Raw genomic sequence first — 26,836 nt, 5'->3', positions numbered from 1 at the left:
TAATTGTTGATATGTGCTAAAATCATTAAAGGCATATTACACATTTTTCATTGCATTTCTTGCTTGGTTATTAAGACGATCAAGAGTAATGTTAAAAACCCATTTTATGAATGAAAAAGTATACTTAATCACGGTAATAGCAGGTTTTCCTGCAAAAACAATCATATGCCCTAACAAGCCTTTTAACTGTTCTTCAAAGCCAACTGTATTGGCAAGATCACAAACAAATCTTGCCATAAGATCATAAGCAGTGGCAATTGTTGTCCCACCAGCTTGTATTGCCGCAATCAAACCGGTACCACCACCATCAATGATAAGTGTCATTAAAGCAGCTGCAATTTTATCAGCCCAATGTGAAGAATATGTCGTTTGTAATCTATTTTCGTAATTAAGAACGACTCGCTGATACATAGAACCAGCAACTTGGCTGTACATATCATCCCATTGTTCATAGTTAGTAGTATGAACATAACCGGGTGCTGTTTCCATACTATGGGCTTTAGGGCTTAAGCCCTGCTCTCTCACAGGCACATACTCACTGCCATTAATATGTACATGGCAGAAAGGCCAAACAGGAACTTTAGGGACAGGGTCAGAGCCATGAACACAGCGATATACTTTGTCAATGCGAGCGCTACTTTTAATCGCAAAGTCTTTATACCCAACTCGAGGACAGCCAAAAGTGTATAAGTAAACGGTTTTGTTATATGTAGTTTTTACCCAATTCGCGACTAAAGTTGCTAATGCACCGCCTAAACTATGACCAACACAATGGATAATACCTGTACTATTTAACACTTCAGGTTTATCTAAATAGTCAGCTAACCCATCTCTAAAAGATTCAAATGTTGTTTGAAAACCGGTATGAACTAAGCTACCTGAATCATTACTTTTTGAGTGGGCGGTTATATCGGTTACCGCATCAGCTAAAGTATTTGTTCCTCGTATTGCGATTACGTGGTCGCCTTTATGTTGCTGACTATGTCCTTGGCCAATAAGCAAAAAGCCTGTCGTTTCACGCCAAAAGAAACCACCTGACGATGCTTGCTGAACATCATCTGTACTAAATTTGAAATGCTTCTTGACTCTTCTATCTGGAAGTATTTTTCCAGAGGGATTCTTAATATCATAAGCTAGCAACGCTAGCAAAGAAGCTATATTTGGGGCTATAACACTCATATTTCATCCTTAAAATAAGTAGGCGAGACTAAATTAATAAATTTAGTCTTTTAAATCATCAAAACTCTTAATTTCTTCTAAATTTTCCCCATAATAAACAGAAAACAATTCACCTTCCCAATAACAAATAGAAGCTATCGGTTGGCTTGACCTCAAACCAAACTGAGTTAAATCGACTTCATATTGTAATTCTTTGTTTTGTAAGTCTGCATTTAATTGCATTAAATACTGATTTAAATAAGGTACTGAAGTCCAATTTTTACTTATAAACCAAAGCCAGTAATACTTATCTTCCCCATCTTTTATCTCGTCAAGATCTTTCTTAATGTAAATTTCTTGCCTAAGACGAGCATCTTGCCCAAAAATATTACCTGGGGCATTTGATTTAACTTTAACCTCTTTAAATGAAAACTCACCATTTGTATCGGTTAATGCATAGTCAATAACCGGTTCGCCTTTATCATAGCCACCATAGGAGAGCTCTCTAACAATCTCCATACCCGAAATTGGAATGCCATTCTTGATAATACGCCCTTTCACAGGAGCCGATAACTCAACCTCATATCGCTTCAAAAATCCAAACACAGCTTCATCTCCTTCGGGGTAAGCATATGAAATAAAAACGACCACAAATAAAAATAATGAAACAGTAAGCAATAGAAGATAACGATATTTATCAATAATATTTTTTAACATCCTCCCAACCTCTTGCTCAGCGATACATATCCATATCCATATCCATATCCATATCCGTTAGTAAAATAGAGATAGAACTGGTCTTTACTACTTATTGAGAACCTAATTTTAGCCAAAAAACCTTTCGTGATCTATAGCCCTATATGGTGTAACAAACGCACCAAAAACATCAAATTTACTAATCCATCATTCTATTTTTACATATGAATTAACAATATAAAAAGTATGCACTAATAAAAATTTACTTAATCGATTCAAGCCATTGGTTGAATGATGATGCAGGCAAGGCACCTGATTGCTGAGCGATAACCTTGCCTTGCTTAAATACCATCAGGGTTGGAATTGATCGAATATTAAATTGGGCAGCCAGGGCTTGCTGCTCTTCGGTGTTGAGCTTGCCAAAACGGAATTTGGGCTCCCACTTTTTAGCTGCTTGAGTAAATACTGGAGCAAAGTTTTTACACGGACCGCACCAGCTAGCCCAAAAGTCGACCACCAGCGGTAATTCTGATTTATTAGCATGGTGGCTAAAATTCGCTACAGTTAACTCTATCGATTCACCAACAAATAGGCTTTGTTTACACTTTCCACAGGTTGGTTGTTGTTCAAGACGTTCTTCAGGTACGCGATTTAAGGTATCGCAATGGGGGCAAGCTATTATCATGATGAGACCTCATCAACTTCATTATCGAGACTCTTTAATCATAAACCTTGTTGATGTGTTAAACGAATAATCGTTTTAATTTTTTATCATATTATGGCCTGCGGCCACCAACGTCGTGGCCGCTGGCCATAAAAACGGATTCAATTGAGGTTTAAAGCTGGATTAATTTCAACGGCAAGCTTTTCGCTGCGCGCTGACAATTGTGTATGATCCGCCCACTGGATATATAGAAAATAAGTTAAAGATGTATCTACATTTGAGTTAAAAAAACGGGATTGGCGCGCAGTAACCAATCCCGTTTTTCAATTTATAGTGCTTAGTGCTTATCAGCTAAGCGCTGGTGTGCGTGTAGGGATCAGGCGCTTGCTGCCTGTCGCTTCAAATGCACCCGCAAACTTGAGTAGGTTGTTGTCGTCATAAGCACGGCCTGCGAAAGTTAACCCTACTGGCATGCCAATATCGGCCATTGTCCCCATCGGCACAGTAACCGTTGGTACACCTAAGTGGCGAATAGCAAGATTGCCGTTAGCGACCCAAATACCATTGCTCCAAGCGATATCAGCAGAAGCTGGATTTAAATGCGCATCAGCTGGGCCAACATCAGCCATGGTTGGGAACAGCACGGCATCAAGTTTGAGCTCGTCCATCCAGTCTTCCAGATCCAATTTTCGCGTTTTTTCTAAACCACGCAGACCATCCGGTATGCTATCGATTTGGTTATACGACTTGAGACCTCTTTTGGCCATATTGACGTACTCATCCATGCCAGCTGCGAGGTCACCCTCACGGTTTGGCAAAGTGCCTAAGTCATGCGGGAAAATCAAATGCCCATTAACGTCAGCTAATTTGTTGAGTTTAGGGTCATTGTTAGCACGTAAAAATTCATCTAAAGCCCAGCCCGATAGTGCCCACAGCTCATCCTCGAGAAACTCAGGCGTGACGATGCCGCGATTGAACACGGTCGGCGCACCAGGTCGGTCACCTTCACAGTTGGAAACCAGCGGGAAGTCCACTTCAATGACCTCAGCTCCGGCAGATTCCAGCGCTTTGCGTGCAGCTTGCCAAAGGTCGATAACCGACGCTCGAGTATTAATGCGCTGACCAGTCGGGCCGCCAATGCCCGGGTTTTCGCTGGTGCCAGCCAATTCGTCTTTATTAATGTACATGCGCGGCACCCCAAAACGCTTGCCTTTAAGCGTGTCGGCTTGAGCTGCAAGATCCAGATACGATGCTGGACGCACGGTTGATGCTTTTGGGATATCAACCCAAGGTTGTAGACGCCATAAATCTCCGCGAGTGATAGGGTCGTCTGCCACAATAACGTCAAGTACTTCAAGCATATCCGCCATAGTACGAGTATAAGGCACCACAACATCCATCGTCGGTGTTAACGGCCAGTTACCGCGCACAGAAATAACACCGCGTGATGGAGTATATGCACACAGGCCGTTGTTTGATGCAGGACCACGACCGCTCGACCATGTCTCCTCAGCTAGGCCGAAAGCAGAATAACTTGCGGCGGTACCAGTACCCGCGCCATTGGAAGAACCTGAGGCAAAGGGAGCTGTAAGATAATTAGCATTGTATGGACTTTCGGCACGGCCATAATGACCGCGCTGCATACCACCATTGGCCATAGGTGGCATGTTGGTTTTGCCCAAGCAAATGGCACCCGCTTCGCGCAGGCGCTCAACGGCAAATGCATCGTATTGAGCAATTAAGTCCTTAAACGCTGGACTACCAGAAGCCGCAGTGAGCCCTTTAACTAAGTAGCTGTCCTTCGTAGTGTAAGGAATACCATCGAGTGGACTCAGCGTTTCACCACGCGCTCGGCGTGCATCAGAAGCTTCAGCTTCCTTAATCGCATCTTGATTGTGAACCACCAGCGCATTTAGCTTGGTCTGTGTCGCTGGGCCGTCGTAAACCTCAACCCGAGCTAAATAAGACTTCACTAACTCAACCGCTGTGGTGCGACCGGATTCGAGGGCTGCACGCAGCTCGGCAATAGAAACCTCAGTGACTTCGAACATGTTACGACCTCTTCTTAAAAGCCAAAAGTATTGACAGTCAATTTTATTAAAACAATAGTGACATTAATGGTCATTGTGTTCTCGTTGGTTTTTACTTACTGTCCAGAGGGGATCTGTTGGGTGATGCAATGGATGTTACCGCCACCTAATAAAATCTCACGGGCAGGCACACCGACAATGTCATACTCAGGGAAAATTTCTTGCAATTTTTGAGCTGCAATATCGTCAGTTGCTGGGTCGAGTAGTGGGAACACAATGCGATTGTTGGTAATCAAAAAGTTCGCATAAGAACCCGCTAAGCGTTCACCCGCGGTGCGTGGAACACCTGTACCCTCCACTACGCCTTGCGCTTCTTCTTCAGTGCAATACAAAGGACCAGGCTGTGGTATTAGATGAACGGTTAACTTACGGCCTTGTGCATCAACGGTATTTTGCAAAATATCCAAAGCGGCTTTTGAGCGAGGATACTGCGGATCACTTTGATCATCAGTCCAGTGTAAAACCACTTCGCCTGGACGAGCAAAACAGCATATATTATCAATGTGTCCGTCGGTCTCATCCATGAATACGCCGTCTGGCAACCAGATAAACTGCTGCACATTTAAATATTCAGCCAGTAATGCTTCTATCTGTTCACGAGTCAAATCTGGGTTGCGGTTGCTGTTAAGTAAACATTCAGCCGTGGTCATGCAGGTGCCTTCACCATCGACATGAATTGAACCACCTTCAAGAATAAGCGGAGCCTGATAACGCTCAAAACCATGCTGAGTTAGCATCTTTTGCGCGACTTTCTCGTCCTTATCCCATGGTGAATACAAACCACCGTTATCGCCGCCCCAGGCATTAAAGCCCCAGTCAACACCACGGCATTCGCCCTTAGCATTGACCACTACAGTAGGACCGGTATCACGAGCCCAGCAATCGTTGCTATCTATTTCGACCAACGTAACGTGAGAAGGCATAACCGTTTTGGCCTCTGCCAAAAACGCCTTAGGTACCCCCATATAAACAGGGGTAACAGCACCAATGGCATCGGCCACTTTAGCAAAGGTTGCCTGAGCATAAGCCCCTGCAGAGCGCCAGTTGTCAGGACGATATGGCCAAATCATCCACACAGCTTGCTGCGCCGCCCATTCGGCGGGCATGCTAAAACCATCTTGAGATGGTTTAGTGGTTAACTGCGTGGCATCCACATTCACGTTTGTCATGAATTTTATCTCCAGTAATGCTTAAAAACGATAAGGGTGAGCGCCCTAACATAGGACGACAGAATAGAAATACACCTAACATTAATCAAATAAACAAATAAACAAATAAACAAATCGAAATAGCGTATTCATCACGCGGATAGCTAGGCCGAAATTGCCACGTCCTACTAGGTGAGTTTTAGCTTCGTTGAAATATGACTGTATATCATATCATTTAAGACTGCTTGCGCTAAATAGTTGTATGCATAGGATAAGAATTTATATGATAAAATGCTTGTAAGTTTATTGCACATTAGATGAGTGAAATTACTTTAGGGCAGAAACGGAGTTAGTTTTCTCGACCAGGAAATGGACAAATTCAACTTTGAACTTTGAACTTTGAACTTTGAACTTGAGGACGTTGAAGACTCTTTAAAAAGAATCCATCAACCTGACAGGCCTTTCATGCATATCTGACCTATATGGATATTGGAAATGTCATAGTGATGTCGGCAACATCATTGACCATGTGCTTCAAGGCATCCTGCCTATCAAATTACTAATTCTTTTATAAACAGTAAAGAAGGGATGGCTGTTGATCCCCTCTTGGCCAGTGCAGGGTGGAACCTTGCGATCGACTCTTGTTTCTAAAATTGATGTGGCCGCAGGCCATAAAATCTAAACAATAAAAGAAGAACTGGATTCCGGCTGATAAGCATTACCGGAATGACAAGATTCATAAATCAACAATGATTAAACCTTAAGTCGCCACATATCAAAAGCTTCTTGGCAAAGCTGTTCTCTAAACTTAGGGTGGGCAATGTCGATAAGCGCACGGGCTCGTTCTCGTAACGATTTACCGCGTAAATAAGCGGTTCCATACTCAGTAACAATATAGTGTACATGCGCACGGGTGGTTACCACGCCAGCGCCTGGCGATAAAACGGTGGCAATCCGCGACACGGTGCCATTAGCCGCAGTACTGGGTAATGCGATAACAGAACGACCACCTTCAGAAAGCCCCGCGCCGCGTATAAAGTCCATCTGACCGCCTACACCGGAATATATTTGAGTACCCAATGAATCAGCACAAACTTGCCCTGAAATATCGACCTGCAGTGCTGAGTTTATCGACATCACATTAGGGTTTTTACGGATAATAGCCGTGTCATTAACCTGCTCAATATCCATGAATATTACCGATGGGTTGTCATCAACAAAATCATAAAGTCGTTGGCTACCTAATGCAAAGCCTGTCACTGTCTTGCCGGGATGGACTTTCTTACGGCTATTATTGATCACGCCAAGCTCGACCAAATTAAGCACGCCATCAGAAAATAACTCAGTGTGAACGCCTAAATCTTTATGTTCGGTTAAGCACGCCAGCACGGCATCTGGAATAGCGCCAATGCCCATTTGTAAGCAAGCGCCATCAAGTACCAATTTGGCCACATTCTGGCCGATAGCCAAGCTTATCGCATCACTTGGGGCGAATAGGTGTTGTGGTAGCGGCATGCTCTGCTCATACACTGCAGCGAACTTATTGTAATGAATAAAACCGTCACCATGGGTGCGAGGCATCATGGGGTTAATGTGAGCAATGATTTTTCCCGCCATTTGGCAGGCTGCTAAGGTTGCCTCTACCGATATGCCTAAAGAACAGATACCATGTTTATCTGGCGGGGAAACTTGAACGATGGCGGTGTCGATATGCTGTTCGCCGGAACGAAACAACTTGGGCACCTCAGAGAGAAAAATTGGCACATAATCGGCATCACCTTGTTGTAGCAGTGACCTTGTGGGTGAACCAGTAAAAAAGCAACGATGGCGAAGATGATCCCTTAAACGGGGATCACTTAGCGACTCAGCGCCCTCGGTATGCAACTGCAATAATGTTAAACCATGCTTTGTTAACGCATGTTGGGCTAATGCATCTAGCAGTAATTTTGGCGTTGCCCCCATCGAATGAGTCCACAAGGTTTCACCGTTTTCAATTAAGGATACGGCCTCTAAAGCACTGCTACAAATAATTGGTTTCATTAATATTACTCAAGGTAATTAAGCTATTTGTAGTGTAAGCGGTAAATTACCCCTTTAATAGTGTTGACGATGGTAACGTTGAACTAGCACAAAATAGTGGAGAAATTGAGACATATAGGACGTTAATTGATAATAAGTGATGTCTAACTTACGGCAGCTTCAGTTAATCAAAACGACTCTTTAACGCCAATCACAATATCGCCGCCGTTATGCTCAAAAGGATAAAAAACCAACATAATTAAAGGGAATTATATAACACTGCCCTCGCTAGCTTTTTAGCCATACAGGTTGTACGGATAAATTAACTGAGAGATTGCGAGGAAGGGCTGAAGTTTAACTCAGCCCTCATCAATAAAAACGTTAGGCTATTTTAAATGTCGCCACTTGACGTTGCATTGAACGAGCCAGTGATTGTAAGTCGTTGACAGAATGGGTGAGTTTTTCAGTCGCCGCTGATGAGGCTTTAGTAATATCATTTATTGCGATGATACTTTTATTGATGCTCTCTGCCACATAGGATTGTTCTTCTGCAGCGGTAGCTATTTGGGTATTAAGCTCATTGATACTGTCGACCGAAGTGACAATTTCACTTAGCACAACACCTGCACTACTCGTTTTATCGTTGGCATTATTAACTAGAACCAAGCCCTCATCCATTGAAGAAACCGCAAGCACGACACTTTTTTGTAACCCACCAATCATGGTTTCAATTTGCAGTGTTGAGTCTTGAGTACGCTTAGCTAAAGTACGAACTTCATCAGCAACAACAGCAAATCCTCGCCCTTGTTCACCGGCTCTTGCTGCTTCAATGGCGGCGTTTAGGGCTAAAAGGTTAGTCTGCTCGGCAATACCTTTAATGACACTTAACACTTGACCAATGTTTTGACTTTCTTTAGCGAGATGAGATATCACTTCCGCCGTGGTGCCAATTTGATTAGATAACTGCGATATACTGTCGATTGAATTTCGAACAATAACATTACCATTTTCAGCATGATCATTAGCTTGTTTCGCCTGTTCAGCAGCAAAATTGGTACTTTGAACGACTTCAGCCACTGTTGCGGTCATTTCATTCATAGCCGTTGCGGTTTGTTCTGACTCATCTTGCTGCTGTATCATTCTATGGTTAGTGTCTTCTGTAAAACGCTGCAACTCTTCTGATGAAATGTTGATGGTATTAGCGGCATCTGAAATTGATTCGATAATGCTTCTTAGATGAGTGATAACGCCTGTAAGGCTCGTTGAAATCATGCCTAATTCATCATCATTATAAGGAGTAAACACTTGGGTTAAATCTGAGTTTTGCTTGATGAGCTTTAGTTTCATCAAAATATCAGTCACAGGCCTCATCACACTGCGCAGCACCCAAATGGTTAACACGACACTGATAATGACGGCGCAAAACGTAAAGAAAATAAATAACTGAACTGATGATTGGTATATATCTTGAGTTAATCGCCATTCATCGCCTGCTACTTTTATTTGCAATGACACTAATTCGGCTATTTTACCGCTAATGGGATCAATTACGCCGTATAAAGGCATAATATCATCGGTCAGTTGACCTGAAATATTCCCCGACATGTTTTGCAGTTTACTGATTAAAAAATCAATTCTCTCATCCGCGGGACCAAACATATCATTGGCTTCAATACTAAGTTGGCTCTCTTTGGGTGTTAACGTAGTGGCTAAATATTTTTTCCACAGGGTATCAATATTACTTTTTGCACTCATTAATGTCTCAGCAGCATCTTGAGCGGTTGAGCCGCCAGCATTGGCTTTGTTTATTGCATCAATGACTAAGACAGCATAGTCATCACCAATGATTTTTAAATCTTCTAATGGCACCACCCGATCAGAATAGATCCTCATCACTCCATCTTCGATTTTCCCCATCATATTCACCGCAATTCCACAAATTATGATGAGAATGGCTAATGGAATTAACGAACTAATGAGCATTTTTTGTTTAATTTTAAAATTCAGCATAAATCTACCACCAAGTAAAAATGAACTAACTACAAAAGCTCGATCAATCCTTGGAGGAACTTTACGATGAAAAACAATAATCAATGCAAATGTTACAGCTATGTTACTCTAGGTGTTAATGTAATATAAAATATAACTCCAATCAAATATATAAATCACATTTTTATGCCTATCCTCATCGATATATATGATTTTTTTTCAGGGTATTAAAAATCTGTAAACTAAATCTTTTAAATAATGATAAAACGATTCAACACGACAAAAATAAGTTGGAGAACTTAGAATCTTGGTCTTATAAAAAACACTTTGCAGATATGTGCAGCTAAATCAGCAACAAGCAGTTTACGTTAAAGTTAACTAGCAACCAAAAGCAACGATAAACACAAACAACTCGATAACTTTAAGCTTACAATTCAATATATTAGCTAAAATAAATAAAAAATATAATTATCGTGATCGAGAATTTACTTTAACTGACTAAAATTAAATAATTACTTTGGATCGAGTCCAAGATATACAGTTAACGAGATCACCGATCGTTTACTATATAATTGATTAAATAGTAAAAATATATCAGCACCTCTAAATGAATAAAATATTACTCGTGATGACTTTTTAATAATTTAAGTATAAACGAAACGGTTTTTATGAGACGTTCAATTACTCAATCATTTTATTCGCAGATTAAATCATCAAAAAGATGAATAATTCAACTTCACGGCAAGCAACCGAGAAACCCTATCACAATCGTAAATATGCATTCCTAAATCAGTATGTTACCGTACATACTGCTAATTTAGATTCAGCGCAATCAAAAATTATACAATGACAATCAAGTGAATAAGCCTAAATCGGGCGACAATGAATAGGCCGTCTGATTTTCCCCTTTAGAATAACTGAGGTGAGATATGGATGTATCTAACGCGTCGAGACGGACCTTTATAAAACAATGTGTTATTGGCGGGGTCGCGGTATATTCCGCGCCTTTACTGTGGGAAATGAGTCGGGCCAATGCGTCCATCATTTCGCCTGAACTGGCTGCACAATGGCAAACTCAGGTTAGCGGCCAATCTAAACCCAAATTTCGTAACGACGGTATTGCTAAAGTCACCGGTCAAAAAGTTTATGGTCGTGACTACCGGGCAATGGACATGGCAGGCTGGCCAAAACAACAAGGCTACGCGTTTATCTTACGCGCTGCAGATGCATCCCATGTCTATCAAGGGTTCTCCCTCGACCACCTCCCAGCTTCAGCTAAGCCTTATAAAGTCATTACTGCAGCAGACCTTGCCCGCGACAAAGTTAAATTGCCTGAGTTTTACGGTGACAATATGTTATTGCCCGAGGGACAAACCGCAGATTATCTTGGTCATGCGGTAGCCATATTATTATTTGATAGTTTTCCTGCATTTAAACAAGCTAAGTCATTGTTGCAGTTCGACAATACCTTATTGCGCTTTGGTGAAAAAACGCCCTTTGTGTCAGACACTAAAGACCCTTATGCCAGCTGGCGTCTTATTCGGGTTGAAGGCGAAAATGGTGCTCGTGAAGATACTTATAGCCCACTACACGATGGACTATTTTTCCCCAGCGTTAAGCACCACAAACCGGTATGGTCAGGTGATGCTAATGCTCAAGGCTCGGTTTCTGAGCGCGGGCTGTATTATGCTGGCGAGATAGAAAAACAGATTGCGAGTGCCAAAGCAGATCAACAGTGGCAAGTATTAGAGCGCGAATATCGCACTCAAATCATCGATCCTATGATGATGGAGCCTGAGGCCTTTAATGGCTGGTTTGATGCCAGCAGCCAAACCTTTCATACCGTTATTACTTCTCAGTCGCCGCAAGACTTTCAAGAGATGGCCGTACACATGCTGTCATCTGGGCCATTGGCTGACAAAGTCAAAAATCTAGTAGTGCATTCTCCTTATATTGGTGGCGGTTTTGGCGCTAAAGATCACTCAATATTCCCGTATTATGGCGTGTTGGCAACCATTTACGCCAACGGTCCGGTTCGGTTAGCTAACGACCGCTTCGAGCAATTTCAATCCGGTCTTAAGCGTCATCCTTTCATCATGAAAAGTCGTTTAGCCGTTGATAAAGCAACCTTGAAAATTCAAGCGTTAACCTCACAGATGACAGTTGATGGCGGTGGTCGAGTTAATTTCAGCCCATCGGTCACCTCTGTTGGGGCGACGGCAATGCAAAGCATTTACTACACCCCACGTAACGATATTATCGCCACATCTTATGCGTCACGTAACCCTGATGCAGGCTCGATGCGCGGTTACGGTACATTGCAATCGATGACCGCAATGGAAGGCATGATCCACGAGATGGCCGCTGAGTTAAAGGTTGATCCCTTTAAGTTACGCGCGGCTAACGTGATGGAATCAGGACAGCGTAATACTCAAGGTGCTATCCCTAATGGCACGCTTAGATACCGTGAAATGCTCGACATGGCCGAACTAGACCCTGTGTGGCAAAACCGTGCAGATAATAAAGCGCGTTATGAGGCTAAAAACCCAGGCATGCTTTACGGCGTTGGTTTTGGTATTGCGACGAAAGATTATGGTACCGGTGCTGCAGCACCAAGTGCGGCGGTTAGATTATCTAAAGACGGTAAAATAACCTTAGAAATTGGTTTTATCGAAATGGGTACTGGTACTCAAACGTCACAAGCCGTGGTAGTCAGCGAGTCATTAGGTAGTTTTGCTCATGAAGTGAAACTTGCTGAGATAGATATTTGGGATGCAATGCAATTAGTGCAAACCGACAATCCATACATTATTTCGCAACAGCGCCAAGATGAAATGACGGCAAATCCACGTTGGACACCGGTTAAAGCCATGGCATCGTCGGCATCTATGTCGGCATATTATCAAAGCCATGTCACTCGTATTGCCGCCGATATTATTTATCGTCACGGACTCTGGCCTGCTGCGGTGTCGATTTGGAACGAGTTGTATTTCAACACCCCAATGGGCAAAACTAATCTCAATCACTCTCGTGACGGCCGCTGGACTGATGGCAAGCTTACCGCTATGGGATTCCCGCCGCTTTCAATCGACATTCTCGCTAAACGAGCCCACGATTTAGGCTTAGTGGTTGGCGTAATGGGTCATGCCTTTAACCGTTGGGCTTGGGCCGAAGCTGATTTTGAGATTTTCGGTACCAAAGAACGCATTGCACTGGATGCATTGGCACTGCAATACGGCGAGGGTGACAAGTATCATGGCAGCGCGGATCGCAAAGCCCGCATGAGTTCAAACGGCTATCACTTAATCGATCGTCAAGCGATGAGCTATCCTAAAGCCGAGCTGAATAACGCCATGGTGACTTACTACGCTCCATGCGCCACTTTAGTAGAAGTAGCCGTTAATGAAGGTAATGGCGAAGTCAGTTTATTGAGCTCTCATACCTGGTTAGAAGCCGGTAAAGTGATTGTGAATGAGTTAGTTGAAGGCCAAATTCAAGGCGGTCTTGCTATGGGAATTGGCCATGCATTGCATGAAGAATTACCCCCATTTGAAGCCGGAGCTGGTAATGGCACCTGGAATATCAATCGTTATAAGGTGCCGTTAGCGCGACATGTTAGTGTTTGGAGCCAGCGACATACTATTTTACCGCAGTTGTCCGAAACCGATCCTAGCCGCGGCATCGCCGAAGTGGTGATGATACCTGTTGTTTCCGCGCTGGTTGAAGCCGTTTACCAAGCTACCGCAGTGCGTTTTTACGAATTACCAATGACAGCGAAAAAAATCAAGGAGGCCATGGCATGAGCCAGTCAATTAAGTTAACCATAAATAACCAAGCTGTGGGCCCGATTGACGTTGGCGATGGCATCATGATGATTGAGTTTTTGCATGAGTATTTAAATCTCACCGGGACTAAATTTGGTTGCGGCGCGGGTGTATGTCATGCCTGCACGGTAATCGTCGATGACGAACAAGGTATGAGCGAATCGGTTCGTACTTGCATCAATGGCGTCGAGCGTTTCAATGGCAAATCGATTCGCACTATTGAAGGTCATGCTAAGCAAAATGCCCAAGGTGAAATCACTGCACTTAGCCCTGTACAGCAAACATTTTTAGAACATTTCTCGTTTCAATGTGGTTGGTGTACTTCAGGCTTTGTCAATGAATCGACTGCACTGATTGAACGACTAGAGCGTAAACCTATAGCCAAAGATCAAGTTGAGCAAGTCATTGAAGATGCTTTGGGCGAACACGTCTGTCGTTGTACGGGTTATGTAAAATACTATGCGGCGATCAAAGATTTGATCCTCAAGACAGAGGGGCTAACCCTGTCATGAAGCCATTATATCAATGTAACTTAAGCCGTTTAATAAAGGCGCAAAAACATCTCCGCCAAAATATTTTACTCAGCTTAGGCCTAAGTTTAGGTTTGGGTTTGTTCGCCTGTTCCAGCAGCGCGGCTGATAAGGCGAGCAATAACAGTAGCGATATCGAACGTGGGGCTTATCTGATGAAGATAGGCGACTGTGTGGCTTGTCATACCGCGGTAGGCGGACGAGAGTTAACCGGTGGACTGCCGTTCGAAACCCCGTTTGGGGCGGTATTCTCAACCAATATCACCTCAGATAAAGATACCGGAATTGGCAAATACAGTTATGACGAATTTTTTGATGCCATGCATCACGGTGTCGGTATTAACGGTAATTTGTACCCCGCTATGCCCTACACGTCTTATAGCCTATTGACCGATGAAGATACCAAAGCGATTTATGCCTACTTGATGAGCACCAAACCCATCAAGCAAGCTAATCTCGACAATGATGTCTCCTTCCCTTTTAACGTTCGATTTGGTCTCAAGGCGTGGAACTTAATCGCTCATGATGCTGAAAAGTTTGCCCCCAAGAAAGACAAAAGTGAGCCTTGGAACCGAGGTAATTACTTAGTCAATGCGCTAGGCCATTGTGGTGAATGCCATACTCCTAGAGACAGCTTATTTGCCATGGAGCAGGATAAGCATTTTCAAGGCGCCGTTATCGAGGGCTTAGAAGCATCAGATATTACCCCTGCTGAACTTAACCGACAAAACTGGACTCATGACGATTTAAAGTCTCTGTTTACTGAAGGTTATTCTCGTAAAGGTACAGTATTTGGTGGCATGTATCCTGTGGTATACCACAGCTTTAGTCACTTAACCGATGCCGACATGCATGCAGTAAGCAGTTACTTACTTGATACTGACGAGACTGTAGAAGCCAAACCACTGACCTTTAACGGCCACCAGCGTGAATTACCAGGATATAACCTATACATGGGATATTGCGCTGGATGTCATGGTCAAAATGGTGAAGGTCGACCTAATGTTGCTCCGGCAATGGCCGGTAACGCCACATTAGATAAAGCCAGCCCGCACAATATTGTTGCGGTAATGCTTAAAGGTATAAAGAGCCAACATTACAATACCACCACCAGCTTTTATGCCATGCCTGGTTATGCCGATGAGTTAAGTGATGAACAGCTTAAAGACTTAAGCAATTATCTGCGCGTCACATGGAGTAATCAGCCAGGTGATGTAGATTTGAATACAATTAATGATTTAAAAGAAGTGATATTCGAACGCGATTAACCATTGTAGTCCGTTGTAGAATATCCGTTTATGTAAAAGCCGACATTTGGTCGGCTTTTTCGTTTCACTAACAATTAATGGCAAAACTAACGCCATAACAAGGTTTACCCAACGAGGTTACAACACATCGTTAAGGTCTTGTATTGCATCAATCACCATACCCGTACCAATGCTAATCAACAGCAAATCAGTACCAACACGGACAATCTTTTGTCCTTCTGGCGTACGACCTAGCTGAACAGTAAGCGCTGATGGTACATCGTAGTAAACAACATCAGCAGGTAACGAGTAGCCTTTTCGCCATTGCTTAGCACTGCCCGGTGGTTGGCAACGATTGTGTTTTTTGGCTAATCCTGGTGGACAATGCTTAGCATCACGGTTGGTATAATAGTAATTATTAACGATGACTTGGCGATCGTTACTAAAATAGGTCTGATAAGTTTCTTCCTGTTCGTGATCATGCTTCTTGTCATGCTTTTTTTCATGTTTTTCAGATTTATGTTTACCGCTATTACCATGCGAGTCGTTGTCTTTAGCAACGCTGTAACCGGAAGCACACACCATTAAGGTGCTGATAATGATGAGAGGTAGTATATGTCGATTCATAAAATGGATTCCTTTGCGATTAAATAGGCGCTTGTCATAATAGTTAACCAGCAATATGCCTGACCGTTAAAAAAACCAATACTATTAATATTACGGTTGATATGGGTGCAAAGGTAGTTGTATTGCGCTCTAATGTCGACACTAATCTATATTATTGTTAATTAATGTTCGCGTAGAATCGTTACTTTTGTTTCAATACCAATTGTGAAAACAACACCTTATTCGTTCCGCATAACCCCAGCAATATTTGATGTTTTAATCCTTATGACGTTACTCGTTAAGACTTTTTTATCGATGATAAAGGGACACAGAAAAGCAGCGAATATACAAAAAATTGATAAACAAGAGTGCGTTTGCCCCTTTAGATTTTAATAATACCGTTAACACCCAACGATTACCGTTGTGATGACAGGCTCTCCAGTACTCTGCCAGTGATACTGAAAGTAACAACTGGTTGCAATAACTTCGGCTGCAGTCGGCTCTGCAAGGGCAAGTGCACTTTTGGGGGCTGCAACAACAGCATAGCTGCTATTAGATGTAAAAATGCGATATGACCAATCATTCATTTCTAACCCAGCCGCTTTAAAGATTTCTGACGACGTTGTATAACCGGCATTAAAACCGCTACCACTAGTATTGGCCGCTGCGGCCCAAGGTTGGTAATGACTGCCTTTAACACCCGAGAATTCAACCGTATCTGTAAGCGCATTGCCAGAGGTTAATGTTTTTGTTTTAAATAACATCACTGCTGTTTTAATTGAGCCTGTGGCACCTTTGATTGCTGCAATATGTGCATCTGTTTTTAAATTAATAAACTTAGGCGCTGCGACAACAGCCAATACGCCAAGAATAATAATGACAACGACAAGCTCTATAAGGGTGAAACCGGATTGACGAGAGGAAACGATACTGCGGTTAAGTTTGATCATATGATGAATGCCTCCTGATACAGTAAACAAACTGCTCAGCTAGAAAGAGTTTACTTAAAACAATTACATGAGACGTTATTTTAACCTAAACACGAGCGTAAGTTATAGAGGCTTTCATCATAGTTTTGCGTATTGAGCCTTGTTGTATTAAGCCTTGTTTAGCACCTAGGTTATTTAGCCTTTAATGCCTGTTGCGAAAATAAAATACCATCCCAGCCATGTTGCATAAACTGACGAATATTTTGATGATCCGTCCCTTGCGGCGTCGCCACAACATCTCGGTAATGTTGGCCAAACATAGCCAAGGTTTGTTGCACCGTTAACTGATGAATTTGCCCAAACGCAAACACCTTACAAGAACCAGAATTTTCTCCAGCTTCATTAAGCTGATCACCATTTTTAAATGCACTTATCGTGAAGTCATACTGGCCATCAATGACAGCCATAGTCTCTTCAAAACGGATAGTATCTGCTTGCGATGTTAGCGATGAAATAAACGGGTTAATAGCCGTTGATGGCATAAAATTGGCCCTGCCTTAATTTAAAGTTAAAGTTAAAGTTAAAGTTAAAATAAAATTGAATTAAAAGAAAAATAAACAGTAAAACTCCCGACACTATAGTTCGAGACCTTATCAAAATGATCACATTTACTATAGTGAAAAAGACTCAAGCAAACGATTAAAAAGTTCAAAAGCAAAACGAGGCCCAGACCCTCTGTAACTGCCTACTACAATGTTAAATTCAATAAAGTTTGCAAGCATAGACCATCGACACTTAATCCAACTTTAGTGCAGTAAAATCTGGCCGTGGTAACCTTTCCAACTTACTGTATAAATACATCACCACCAACGACAATAATGCGCCGATGATAAACAACCAATATCCACCAAGATGATCCAGTATAATCCCGCCGCCCAGCGGCGCAAATGCAAACCCCAAATCATAAAATGAAGCTGCGCCAAAGTACGCTCCACGTAAATGTTTAGGGGCTAGCCTGTCAATGTGCACGTTCATCGTTGGGAATAAAATGGTTTCTGCTAGGCTCATAACAACAACAGCGCCAATCCAGCCCCAAAAAAAATCAATGGGGTTATACGCTAACCAAACTTGTGAACAAACCAACAGCATCAATCCAAACTGAATCCGATGCACCAAACTGTAACCAGCCATTAATCTTAACAATAAAAATTGGGTCGAGATAATGACTAAGGCATTGGTAAAAATCATTGCCGAAATCAGTGTTAATAAATCGGGGGCATTTGAACGAGTAAGATATTGGATCAGCGAACTGTCCATTTGCGCGTAAATAAACATACACAAAATGTTTGCAAAAATAAGACCTTGCAGTAATTTATCTTGCCATAAAATCGACATTATTTGCTTTCGATTCATCATAGCAGGTTTACGCTTAACAGCAGCTGTTGCATCGCCCATAACTGGAATGAGTCCATCTGCAACCAGCTCTGGAGCCGATGAATGAGTCTGGCGAGCTTGATGCCTAAAACCCCAAAATAATAACCCCAATAAAGCAGCAAAAGCCGCAGCGGTAATGTAAAAACTCGATTGTTTTCCGGTTAAGCCCAACCATATTCCTAACATTGGCCCTACGGCGCAACCTACGTTAACGATAAAATACAGTGATTGCATCGCCAACTCACGGGTTTTAGGATCGTCAATAATGTCGCCAATGGTGGCAGACGTTAGTGGCCGCCATATTGCAGTCGCAATAGAACACAGTGTCATGACGACCACATAGCCTTTGACGGAATCGACTTGCGCCAGTAATGAAAACGAGATGATATAAAGCACACCGGTAAAGTACATTAGCTTGTGGCGGCCGATTCGGTCTGACAGTGCACTACCAATAAAGCTGGTAAATACCGATATAATCGCCGCACTCGACAGTACTAAACCCACTTCTGTGGCGCTTAAAGCAAATTTTTCATACAAAATGACAGCCAAAAATGGCCACACCATGTAATAACTACCGCGAGTAATAAACGAGCCAAATAACAGTATCCACATTAATCGTGGAAATTGCTTAAACCGCGCTACAGAAATATCGCTATGCACTTTTTATCCTTAAAGAGTGATGCTGAAATAGATTATGACAGACTAAATTGATGGGGTTGTTATAGAGCTAATCCTAACGGCATTTGCGCGGATGAACCACTATTTATTGCCTAATCCTATGTTATTACTGATCATATAAGCTAATAGCTGTTTTTCATCAGCTCTATTTGACAGCGATAATCCTTGAACCACACCTTGTTGATCACTTTGGTTACGGTGCTGCCCTAATTTTTGCTTACCTTGTAACTCATCGATGACAATCTTAAAACCAACAATGCCCTTGGCTAGTTGTTGTTGGTAATCATCGGCAATAAAGCCACCACTTTGTAGTAATGAAGGTTCATATTGTTGGATGGTAGATTCGAGTACTTGTGCGGTGGTCGCATCATCAGTTAATTCAATAATGCCTTTTGCATGTACTACGCTGTAATTCCAAGTCGGAACCGCTGGATAGGAGTCATACCAAGATAGGCATGTGGACCACTGAAAACACAAAGGACTCTAGTACCCGCAACACTTTTCCAATGCGGATTATTACGAGCAAAATGGCCATACAAGGTACCATTTTCGCCCTCTGAGGCAATGAGTAATAACGGTAAGTGCGAGCCCTCTAAATCAATAGACACAACAGTCGCAAAACCATATCGGTTGATAAACAGATGTATTAACTCTCTGGCTCCCATATCCCACTTATCAGGCACTTGCATCATTCACTCTTTACTAAAATAGTCTATAAAGTCTTTATAGTGAATCTGACGAATAAATGCCATCGTTTTATGGGTTTGTAGCGATTATTACAAATGGCCTACTTTGACCAAAATCACCGTGTCTTGCTCCACATACGGATTATGCTGACTTAAATGCGGACTGCGGATCCACGTACCTGCAGGATAGCGACCCAGTTCATCGATAAACTCTCCGCTAATGACATAGATTTCTTCGCCGCCAAAATGACGGTGTGGTTGAAAATGTGTCCCCGCAGGCCACTTCACTAATGCAGTCGACTCAGTACCATGTTGGTGTAGCGGCATAACCTGCAACTGACCATGACCCGGCAACCATTCTGTCTCATTGGTATTAATGGCCACTTGTTGTGAGTCTGTAGGTTGAAACTGGTGCAGCTTAACCAACAACGTACAACCTTCAACGCTAAATGGCGCATGGACAAAACCTTCAGGATTACGCAAATACGTGCCTGCAGGATAGTCACCGGTTTCATCAGAAAACACCCCGTCGAGCACTAAAATCTCTTCGCCTAACGGATGAGGGTGTGAGTTAAATTTAGCACCAGCTTGATAGTTTACAATGCTGGTCGCATGGCCACGCTCAGCCTCTTCGCGCGCTAGGCGTTTACGTAATACGCCCGCTGCGGGGCTATTTTGCCATTCAAGATCGGCAGTGTTAATCACCACTCGTTGGCTAAAATCCATGTTTAACATATTGCTACCTTACAACCGTTTAATTGCCATTAGTGTAAGGCTTTAACAATCGATAAAACAGCAGGTACTTTATGGTACCTATAGATATTAATAAGCCAATATTAAAAGTGTATTGATAAAAAAAGCCCATTCAACAAAGTGAATGGGCGTTAATTGTGGTCATTCAGCAGTTAAATACTGTTATTCAGAATCGCTTGGCGTTGTTTTTTATAGGCTTTAGCCGATGCAGGGATCGGTGTTGTACGCCCGGTTTCTAGCCAGTTCTTTAATCGGTTGGCATCTGCCATGTGGGTGTATTTACCAAATGAGTCCAGTACCACAAATGCCACTTTACGCTTGTTCATTTCAGTTAACATCACTAAACAATGGCCCGCTTTATTGGTAAAGCCCGTTTTGGTTAATGCAATATTCCAATTGTTTTTAAATACCAGTTTATTGGTGTTTTGAAAATCTAAGGCATAACGTGGTGATTCAAAGTTAACGTGCTTTTTAGTGGTCGAGCTCAGCTTGCCTAATAACGGATACGTTTGACTGGCTTTAAGCAATAATATGAGATCGTTAGCGCTAGATACATTGTCAGGTGACAAGCCTGTTGGTTCAACATAACGGGTTTGGCTCATGCCCAGTGCGGTCGCTTTGTCGTTCATTGCACGCACAAAAGCCTTAAATCCACCTGGATAATTATGTGCAAGTGAGGTCGCAGCACGATTTTCTGACGACATTAATGTTAATAACAACATTGTTTCACGAGTCACCACGCTGCCTAAACGCACTCGTGAATAAATATTGCGCATCACAGGTGAGTCAGTAATTTTTACTGAGATTTTTTCATCTAATGCAAGCTTGGCATCCAATGTCACCATGGCAGCCATTAACTTGGTAACTGACGCAATAGGCACAGGTTGATTTGGATTACTTGAATATAAAACTTCATTGGTGGCTAAGTCGACCAACATAGCACTACCAGAGGCTAACTCTTGTTGAGGTTTGATTTGCACAACTTGTGCTGCAAAAGACATTGGGCTGCTCAACGAAGTTGAACATAATAAAGCGCAGGCAAAAAAGAAACGAAGTTTCATTAACATCACTTGAAAAATAAACCTAATAAGTCCACTGAGTATACGATAAAGGATTAGACCGACAATAGATAAATAATCACTATTAGTAAGTTTTTAGTGTATTTGGCGCAGTTTGAGTCAAAAGCATTCGCAATGACTCATCTCAATCCGGCTCAAGTTAAGTGATAAACAGCTAAACGGTAACCCTGCATTCGCCAAGCGAGCTATTTTAGTCATAGTGTTGGCAATCGATTAGTGAGGTCTTTGTTATTGAATAAAGGGCACAAGAAGATGAGCTTCTGCACAGATAACGCTTTTTGTTGTCTTCATGTTAAGATTGAATAAGTCGTTTAAAAAGAGAGTATAGATGGACATTAACTTGCGTTTTTTTAGTCGATTAAACCCATGGCTCAATAGCTTATTGACCTCGAAAGCTACCCTAAAAACAGAGGCTGATGAAGCGCAAAAAGGGCAGATGTCGCTCAAGACTATCGCCAACCAATATCCGCTTCAAGCTCGTCGGGGTCCAATTACTCAGGTGATGCTATATCAGTCACTTTATGCCAGTGATGATTTCGTTGGCCGAGAAAAACAACTCAAGCAAATTACCGATGTGATAAACCAATGGCGTAATCATCACGGCGAAATCAGTGCCATTGTCTCGCCTGCTGGAGCTGGAGGATCATCTTTTTTAGGCCAACTGCCGCCTTTACTGCAAACCATTATCGCCGAAGACACTAAAAAAGCACCGATGCCTGACGTAAAACCGTTGCCGTCCAAGTGGCTATTGATGAGTTTTTATCAAGCGCCATTAGGCGCAAATGACGCGATAGCCCATGTTTGTTATTGTTTTGGTATTACGCCACCAAACACCATCACCGAAACGATTGCCGCCATCAACCAGCAACCACCACAGCTAATTATGATAGATGATATGCACAAGCTGATGTTGAGAGTGATGGGAAATAATCGAGCCTTGGTAACCTTTGCAACTATCGTGATGGAAACGCGTAAACATCATTGTTGGATCATAAGCTGTGAAATATTTGCATGGCAACGATTAAGCGCACAGTACCAAATTCATCACTTTATTAAGCATGTTTTTCAGCTCGATTATTTCAGTGAAACCGAATTAGCCACAATACAAACAAAGCATCTGCTTGATTTAGGGTTAATCAGTAACGACGTGATGACCAAAGAAACCGCTACTGCAGCCGATAAAAACACCAAAAAAAGCACTGCACAGCAAGCTGAGCAAACCAATAATAATCAAGCGGATATTGTTAATCCTTATAAAGACCAGCTAAAACAGCTGTACACTATCAGCCAAGGGCACCCCAAATTAGCATCATTGTTGCTACAGTATTCTCTCGCGCACCAAGTCGATATCGGTTCGGATAATAGTTCAAATAGTCGTTCAAATAGTCGTTCAAATAATGGCATTGATATTTGCCGCATTAACTCATCTGTATTGCAACAATGCCAAGACAATGACCTATTTTCATTAGCAGAGATTTATGTTCATGGTGGCTTACGAGTGAGTCAGCATGCACATATTTTTGTCATTACGATTGAACAAAGCAGCTTGCAGTTAGAATATTTAGCTCGCCAAGGACTTATTATTGCGCAATATTCACAACAAGATTTTGCCGAGCATTTCTACTTTATTACTCCAACACTCAGTAAAATTGTCGCCAGCCATTTGGTGAATCACAATAAGTTGTTTAATTAAACGAGGCGACTATGGAAGATTCCCGTAAAGCATTACAAGCATTTTTAGAGATCATTTCGTTTGACCGAATAATCAGTATTTTACTGCTGTGTCTAATGGCGTGGCTGTTATTGGTACTGATCCAATTTTGCTTAAATCAACTGAATAAAGCCTTGCCTAAATACCGCTTAATTTGGAATCGGTCATACCCTTTTGTGCGTTTATTTGTGTGGCTGAGTGTGATTGTTTATTCGATCGTTGGCATTATCGATCCACATGAGAACTTAATCCTTGCAGTGGTAGGTTCAATCAGTATTGTGGTGGGTTTAGCTACCCAAGAACCGGCCAAAAACATGATTGCTGGGTTTATTATTATGATCAACCCGCCTTATCGCGTTGGTGATATGGTAACGTTATCTGGACATTATGGTGAAGTCATTAAACTGGAATGGAGCGTAACTTGGCTGCGTACCTTTGATGATAATACCGTGATGGTGCCTAATGCTGAGGCGTTAAAAACTGCAGTATCCAATGCAAATAGCGGCGCTTTAGATGAAATGGTGGTAGTGAGTTTTACCATTCCAATGAATGCCGATCACAACAAAGCCATCGCGCTGGCCAGAGAAGCGACGCAATGCTCACCATATACCTTTTTAAATAAGCCCATTATTGTCAACTTAGGTAACGAGCACGACTTTGGCCAGTTTTTACAAACCATCACAGTCAAAGCGTATGTGATGGACGTAAGATTAGAGAAAAAGTTTATCAGTGACATCAATATCAGGGTATTAAGCGCATTTAAAAATGCCCAATTTTATGATGTACAACAAACGGTATTTCAGTAATTTACGCTATAATCGACTCAATTGTTAGATAACACTTTTTGATTGTTAAAATGGAGAATTTGCTATGACTCAAGATGAAATGAAGAAAGCGGCAGGTTGGGCAGCGCTGCAGTATGTCAAAAAAGACACCATCGTCGGTGTAGGTACAGGCTCTACAGTCAATCACTTCATTGATGCACTTGCCACCATGAAAGATGATATTGAAGGTGCGGTATCAAGCTCTGAAGCATCAACGAAAAAACTCATCGAACTCGGAATTGAAGTATTTGATTTAAACAGTGTTGATTTGATTGATGTCTATGTTGATGGCGCGGATGAGATTAACGACCGCATGGATATGATTAAAGGTGGCGGAGCTGCATTAACGCGCGAGAAGATTGTCGCGGCGGTAGCTAAACGGTTTATTTGTATTGTAGATAATACTAAACAAGTGCCCATTTTAGGTGAGTTTCCGTTGCCTGTTGAAGTCATCCCGATGGCACGATCTTATGTGGCGCGTGAGCTGGTAAAATTAGGTGGCGACCCCGTTTACCGTCAAGGCGTAATAACCGATAACGGCAACGTTATTTTAGATGTCTACAATATGAAAATTTTAGACCCTAAAGTAATGGAAACTAAAATCAACGCCATTGTCGGCGTAGTGACTAACGGTTTATTTGCTAACCGCGGTGCCGATGTACTACTCGTAGGCACCCCTGATGGCGTTAACACCATCACACTATAAAAACTAAACCATTCGCTTGATTAACTTGAATGTTTAGCAACAGCACAAAAAAATGGCCTAGCATTACTGCTAGGCCATTTTTTTATCTGTTTTAGTATCTATTTTAGTATCTATTTTAGTACCTGTTTTAGTACCTGTTTTAGTACCTGTTCTGCAATGACAACGACTTACACTCTAAACTGGCTCACCGCTTCATGCAGTGCTTTGGCTCGTACTCTCACATCTTCAGAAGCCGCGGCATTCTCTTCCGCTGCTTGCGATGATTCATCGGCAATATCACGGATAACCACCACGTTTTTACCCACTTCTGCGGCAACCATGCTTTGCTCCTCAATTGCCGCAGCAATTTGAGTACTCATGTCCATAATATTGGTCACGTCATTGGTAATGGTTCGTAAAACATCACCCGCGATGGCGGCTTGTTCAGCACTCTCTCGCCCTTGCTGCTGGCTTTCTTGCATAAGCTCAACAATAGAATGAGTACGCGCTTGTAAGGTTGAAATAATGCTAGTAATTTCTTGGGTCGACGTTTGTGTTCGCAGGGCTAGCGTGCGCACCTCATCGGCAACAACCGCAAAACCACGACCTTGTTCACCTGCTCTTGCTGCTTCAATCGCCGCGTTTAATGCCAATAAGTTTGTTTGATCAGCAATGCCTCTAATCACATCAAGCACACTGCCAATAGTGACACTGTCTCGCTCAAGTTCGGTAACTACAGCGGCTGAATCGGCTAATTGCTTCGCTAGCAAGGTGATTTTTTGAACGGTGAGTTCTACGCCCTGTTGACCAGATTGAGCATTCTCATGAGTTTGGCTGGCTTTACTGGCCGCCAATTCAGTATTCTTGGCAATTTCGTCAATGGTAGCCCCCATTTCGGTAACGGCTGTAGCGACCATGTCGGTTTCATTAAGCTGGCGTAATACGCCTTTAGAAGCTGTCATAGCATTTCGAGACAGCTCTTGGCACGACTCATTCATTGCAGTAACCGACTCGTCCACTTGTTGAATCAATTCTTGAAAAGTCATGACCATTTGGTTGAAGTGATAGGCGATTTTCGATATTTCATCATTACCAGACTCATCACAACGCATTGATAAATCTTTACTTTTTTCAATTGAAGAAATTACATAGGTAATATCTTGCACCGGCTTAATAATGCTACGAATAATTAAATAGGTGAAAATACACAGTACTGCAGCGATTAACAAAAATATGCTTAAGCCAATAATGAAAGCCTGATTTTTACCATGTTCAATTTCGGCCAAGGTTTCCTCTCGCAGGGTAACGGTATCATTATCGGTTTGATGAATTTTATCCCGCAACTCAGCCATTTTACCGTCTTGCTCCGACAAACCAAATAGCACTTCTTTATTGACTAAATTGTTAAAATTCACTCGATAATCTTTAATATCTGCGCTCAATTGCTCCTTGTCAGAGAAAGACAAAGTAGACTGTTGTACTTGAGCTAAAAAACGGCCAATTCCGTCATCAAAAGCTTGTACATATTTAGGATCACGACGGAGCATGAAGTCTTTCTCACTGCGACGCAGTTGTAGCATTGCCACTAGCAGAGCATCCTCAGCATTATCACTCAGCACAGTTTCAACTTTTTTAACTGCCGAACGCAAATCGCCATATAAACCTGACTCGGGAGTTAGGCCTATCTCAATTTTTAGTGCAGTAATTTCATTGAATATTGTTTTATAATCATTGAGGTTGTTTTCAAAATCATCTAAAGCATCAACATCCATTCCTTGGTGCTCTAGCGCAACACGTACTTCAGCCATATAAGCCAAAATATCATTCATGCTATGTTTAAATTTTTCAATATAAACAGTATCTGCACGATGGAGAAAATCCTTTTCTTCAGTACGTAATTCAAGCACTTTTTTTTCAATTTCAACAATACTGCTCGATGCGGTTGATAATTCCAACAGGACTGATTCAGAATAATTTTGTAACCCGAACATCGCGAGTACTGAGGAGATTGAAATGATCGAACTTAAAATAAGTTTCGAACGAATAAGCATATTTTCTACCACCTAAAAGTAAGATTTAACGTTAC

20 protein-coding genes and 1 pseudogene are annotated in these 26,836 nt (G+C 42.2%); 6 read left to right on the top strand and 15 right to left on the bottom strand.

The window, feature by feature from the left end; translation table 11 throughout:
• Positions 1-36: 36 nt before the first annotated feature.
• From GUY17_RS04710 to GUY17_RS04680, 7 genes are all read right to left on the bottom strand, one after another.
• Positions 37-1,179, bottom strand: coding sequence for a lipase family protein (locus tag GUY17_RS04710; protein ID WP_162022462.1), 1,143 nt, complete (start codon positions 1,177-1,179; stop codon positions 37-39).
• A 42-nt stretch (positions 1,180-1,221) separates the two neighbouring features.
• The gene (locus tag GUY17_RS04705) at positions 1,222-1,875 is read right to left on the bottom strand and encodes a DUF6795 domain-containing protein (protein ID WP_162022461.1); all 654 of its coding nucleotides are present in this window, start codon (positions 1,873-1,875) and stop codon (positions 1,222-1,224) included.
• Between the two features lie 241 nt (positions 1,876-2,116).
• Positions 2,117-2,539 carry a thioredoxin TrxC gene (trxC, locus tag GUY17_RS04700; protein ID WP_162022460.1) on the bottom strand — a complete coding sequence of 141 codons (423 nt, stop codon included), beginning with the start codon at positions 2,537-2,539 and terminating at the stop codon, positions 2,117-2,119.
• Positions 2,540-2,865: 326 nt separating this feature from the next.
• Complete coding sequence (locus tag GUY17_RS04695) at positions 2,866-4,569, bottom strand: amidase (protein ID WP_162022459.1); 1,704 nt, start codon at positions 4,567-4,569, stop codon at positions 2,866-2,868.
• Positions 4,570-4,664: 95 nt separating this feature from the next.
• Complete coding sequence (gene aguA, locus GUY17_RS04690; RefSeq protein ID WP_162022458.1) at positions 4,665-5,777, bottom strand: agmatine deiminase; 1,113 nt, start codon at positions 5,775-5,777, stop codon at positions 4,665-4,667.
• A 732-nt stretch (positions 5,778-6,509) separates the two neighbouring features.
• Positions 6,510-7,796, bottom strand: a complete 1,287-nt coding sequence (locus GUY17_RS04685; protein WP_101085884.1) for an acetyl-CoA hydrolase/transferase family protein — start codon at positions 7,794-7,796, stop codon at positions 6,510-6,512.
• Positions 7,797-8,156: 360 nt separating this feature from the next.
• Complete coding sequence (locus GUY17_RS04680) at positions 8,157-9,785, bottom strand: methyl-accepting chemotaxis protein (protein ID WP_162022457.1); 1,629 nt, start codon at positions 9,783-9,785, stop codon at positions 8,157-8,159.
• A gap of 908 nt (positions 9,786-10,693) precedes the next feature.
• Here GUY17_RS04680 and GUY17_RS04675 point away from each other — a divergent pair.
• The 3 genes from GUY17_RS04675 to GUY17_RS04665 are packed head-to-tail and all read left to right on the top strand — an operon-like array spanning position 10,694 to position 15,386.
• On the top strand, positions 10,694-13,567 hold the full coding sequence (locus GUY17_RS04675; RefSeq protein WP_162022456.1) for a xanthine dehydrogenase family protein molybdopterin-binding subunit: 2,874 nt from the start codon (positions 10,694-10,696) through the stop codon (positions 13,565-13,567).
• Complete coding sequence (locus tag GUY17_RS04670; RefSeq protein ID WP_101085887.1) at positions 13,564-14,100, top strand: (2Fe-2S)-binding protein; 537 nt, start codon at positions 13,564-13,566, stop codon at positions 14,098-14,100. Before GUY17_RS04675 ends, GUY17_RS04670 begins: the two co-directional genes overlap by 4 nt.
• Positions 14,097-15,386: a cytochrome c gene (locus GUY17_RS04665; protein ID WP_162022455.1), complete on the top strand. Its 1,290-nt coding sequence runs from the start codon at positions 14,097-14,099 to the stop codon at positions 15,384-15,386. Before GUY17_RS04670 ends, GUY17_RS04665 begins: the two co-directional genes overlap by 4 nt.
• 117 nt (positions 15,387-15,503) lie before the next feature.
• On the opposite strand, the gene GUY17_RS04660 is transcribed toward GUY17_RS04665, so the two are convergent.
• The 7 genes and pseudogenes from GUY17_RS04660 to pbpG form a co-directional block, all read right to left on the bottom strand.
• Positions 15,504-15,992 (bottom strand): hypothetical protein, encoded by a 489-nt coding sequence (locus GUY17_RS04660; protein WP_162022454.1) that lies wholly within the window; start codon positions 15,990-15,992, stop codon positions 15,504-15,506.
• Between the two features lie 380 nt (positions 15,993-16,372).
• Positions 16,373-16,921, bottom strand: a complete 549-nt coding sequence (locus tag GUY17_RS04655; protein ID WP_101085890.1) for a type II secretion system protein — start codon at positions 16,919-16,921, stop codon at positions 16,373-16,375.
• Between the two features lie 170 nt (positions 16,922-17,091).
• On the bottom strand, positions 17,092-17,442 hold the full coding sequence (locus GUY17_RS04650; protein WP_162022453.1) for a HopJ type III effector protein: 351 nt from the start codon (positions 17,440-17,442) through the stop codon (positions 17,092-17,094).
• Between the two features lie 253 nt (positions 17,443-17,695).
• The gene (locus GUY17_RS04645) at positions 17,696-18,994 is read right to left on the bottom strand and encodes an MFS transporter (RefSeq protein WP_162022452.1); all 1,299 of its coding nucleotides are present in this window, start codon (positions 18,992-18,994) and stop codon (positions 17,696-17,698) included.
• Positions 18,995-19,093: 99 nt separating this feature from the next.
• Positions 19,094-19,677 (bottom strand): annotated as a pseudogene (locus tag GUY17_RS04640) (FMN-binding negative transcriptional regulator).
• Positions 19,678-19,788: 111 nt separating this feature from the next.
• Positions 19,789-20,433: a cupin domain-containing protein gene (locus tag GUY17_RS04635; protein WP_162022451.1), complete on the bottom strand. Its 645-nt coding sequence runs from the start codon at positions 20,431-20,433 to the stop codon at positions 19,789-19,791.
• Positions 20,434-20,603: 170 nt separating this feature from the next.
• Complete coding sequence (gene pbpG / locus GUY17_RS04630) at positions 20,604-21,512, bottom strand: D-alanyl-D-alanine endopeptidase (protein ID WP_101085895.1); 909 nt, start codon at positions 21,510-21,512, stop codon at positions 20,604-20,606.
• 346 nt (positions 21,513-21,858) lie between these two features.
• Here pbpG and GUY17_RS04625 point away from each other — a divergent pair, with 346 nt between their 5' ends.
• The 3 genes from GUY17_RS04625 (at position 21,859) to rpiA (ending at position 24,771) form a co-directional block, all read left to right on the top strand.
• Positions 21,859-23,223: an ATP-binding protein gene (locus GUY17_RS04625; RefSeq protein WP_162022450.1), complete on the top strand. Its 1,365-nt coding sequence runs from the start codon at positions 21,859-21,861 to the stop codon at positions 23,221-23,223.
• A gap of 11 nt (positions 23,224-23,234) precedes the next feature.
• Positions 23,235-24,047 carry a mechanosensitive ion channel family protein gene (locus tag GUY17_RS04620; RefSeq protein WP_101085897.1) on the top strand — a complete coding sequence of 271 codons (813 nt, stop codon included), beginning with the start codon at positions 23,235-23,237 and terminating at the stop codon, positions 24,045-24,047.
• 64 nt (positions 24,048-24,111) lie between these two features.
• Positions 24,112-24,771: a ribose-5-phosphate isomerase RpiA gene (gene rpiA / locus GUY17_RS04615; protein WP_011636324.1), complete on the top strand. Its 660-nt coding sequence runs from the start codon at positions 24,112-24,114 to the stop codon at positions 24,769-24,771.
• A 167-nt stretch (positions 24,772-24,938) separates the two neighbouring features.
• Here rpiA and GUY17_RS04610 read toward each other — a convergent pair whose 3' ends face one another.
• The gene (locus GUY17_RS04610) at positions 24,939-26,801 is read right to left on the bottom strand and encodes a methyl-accepting chemotaxis protein (protein WP_162022449.1); all 1,863 of its coding nucleotides are present in this window, start codon (positions 26,799-26,801) and stop codon (positions 24,939-24,941) included.
• Between the last annotated feature and the right edge of the window lie 35 nt (positions 26,802-26,836).

The sequence above is a fragment of the Shewanella sp. Arc9-LZ genome (assembly GCF_010092445.1).
Classification (GTDB): Bacteria; Pseudomonadota; Gammaproteobacteria; order Enterobacterales; family Shewanellaceae; genus Shewanella.
Note: the sequence above shows the minus strand (reverse complement) of the source record. Positions and strands in the feature narration are given on the sequence as shown.

What these genes read in the sequence shown, in the direction of transcription:
- GUY17_RS04710 (WP_162022462.1), bottom strand. Translation starts at nt 1,179, where the DNA reads ATGAGTGTTATAGCCCCAAATATAGCTTCTTTGCTAGCGTTGCTAGCT.
- GUY17_RS04705 (WP_162022461.1), bottom strand. Translation starts at nt 1,875, where the DNA reads ATGTTAAAAAATATTATTGATAAATATCGTTATCTTCTATTGCTTACT.
- trxC (WP_162022460.1), bottom strand. Translation starts at nt 2,539, where the DNA reads ATGATAATAGCTTGCCCCCATTGCGATACCTTAAATCGCGTACCTGAA.
- GUY17_RS04695 (WP_162022459.1), bottom strand. Translation starts at nt 4,569, where the DNA reads ATGTTCGAAGTCACTGAGGTTTCTATTGCCGAGCTGCGTGCAGCCCTC.
- aguA (WP_162022458.1), bottom strand. Translation starts at nt 5,777, where the DNA reads ATGACAAACGTGAATGTGGATGCCACGCAGTTAACCACTAAACCATCT.
- GUY17_RS04685 (WP_101085884.1), bottom strand. Translation starts at nt 7,796, where the DNA reads ATGAAACCAATTATTTGTAGCAGTGCTTTAGAGGCCGTATCCTTAATT.
- GUY17_RS04680 (WP_162022457.1), bottom strand. Translation starts at nt 9,785, where the DNA reads ATGCTGAATTTTAAAATTAAACAAAAAATGCTCATTAGTTCGTTAATT.
- GUY17_RS04675 (WP_162022456.1), top strand. Translation starts at nt 10,694, where the DNA reads ATGGATGTATCTAACGCGTCGAGACGGACCTTTATAAAACAATGTGTT.
- GUY17_RS04670 (WP_101085887.1), top strand. Translation starts at nt 13,564, where the DNA reads ATGAGCCAGTCAATTAAGTTAACCATAAATAACCAAGCTGTGGGCCCG.
- GUY17_RS04665 (WP_162022455.1), top strand. Translation starts at nt 14,097, where the DNA reads ATGAAGCCATTATATCAATGTAACTTAAGCCGTTTAATAAAGGCGCAA.
- GUY17_RS04660 (WP_162022454.1), bottom strand. Translation starts at nt 15,992, where the DNA reads ATGAATCGACATATACTACCTCTCATCATTATCAGCACCTTAATGGTG.
- GUY17_RS04655 (WP_101085890.1), bottom strand. Translation starts at nt 16,921, where the DNA reads ATGATCAAACTTAACCGCAGTATCGTTTCCTCTCGTCAATCCGGTTTC.
- GUY17_RS04650 (WP_162022453.1), bottom strand. Translation starts at nt 17,442, where the DNA reads ATGCCATCAACGGCTATTAACCCGTTTATTTCATCGCTAACATCGCAA.
- GUY17_RS04635 (WP_162022451.1), bottom strand. Translation starts at nt 20,433, where the DNA reads ATGTTAAACATGGATTTTAGCCAACGAGTGGTGATTAACACTGCCGAT.
- pbpG (WP_101085895.1), bottom strand. Translation starts at nt 21,512, where the DNA reads ATGAAACTTCGTTTCTTTTTTGCCTGCGCTTTATTATGTTCAACTTCG.
- GUY17_RS04625 (WP_162022450.1), top strand. Translation starts at nt 21,859, where the DNA reads ATGGACATTAACTTGCGTTTTTTTAGTCGATTAAACCCATGGCTCAAT.
- GUY17_RS04620 (WP_101085897.1), top strand. Translation starts at nt 23,235, where the DNA reads ATGGAAGATTCCCGTAAAGCATTACAAGCATTTTTAGAGATCATTTCG.
- rpiA (WP_011636324.1), top strand. Translation starts at nt 24,112, where the DNA reads ATGACTCAAGATGAAATGAAGAAAGCGGCAGGTTGGGCAGCGCTGCAG.
- GUY17_RS04610 (WP_162022449.1), bottom strand. Translation starts at nt 26,801, where the DNA reads ATGCTTATTCGTTCGAAACTTATTTTAAGTTCGATCATTTCAATCTCC.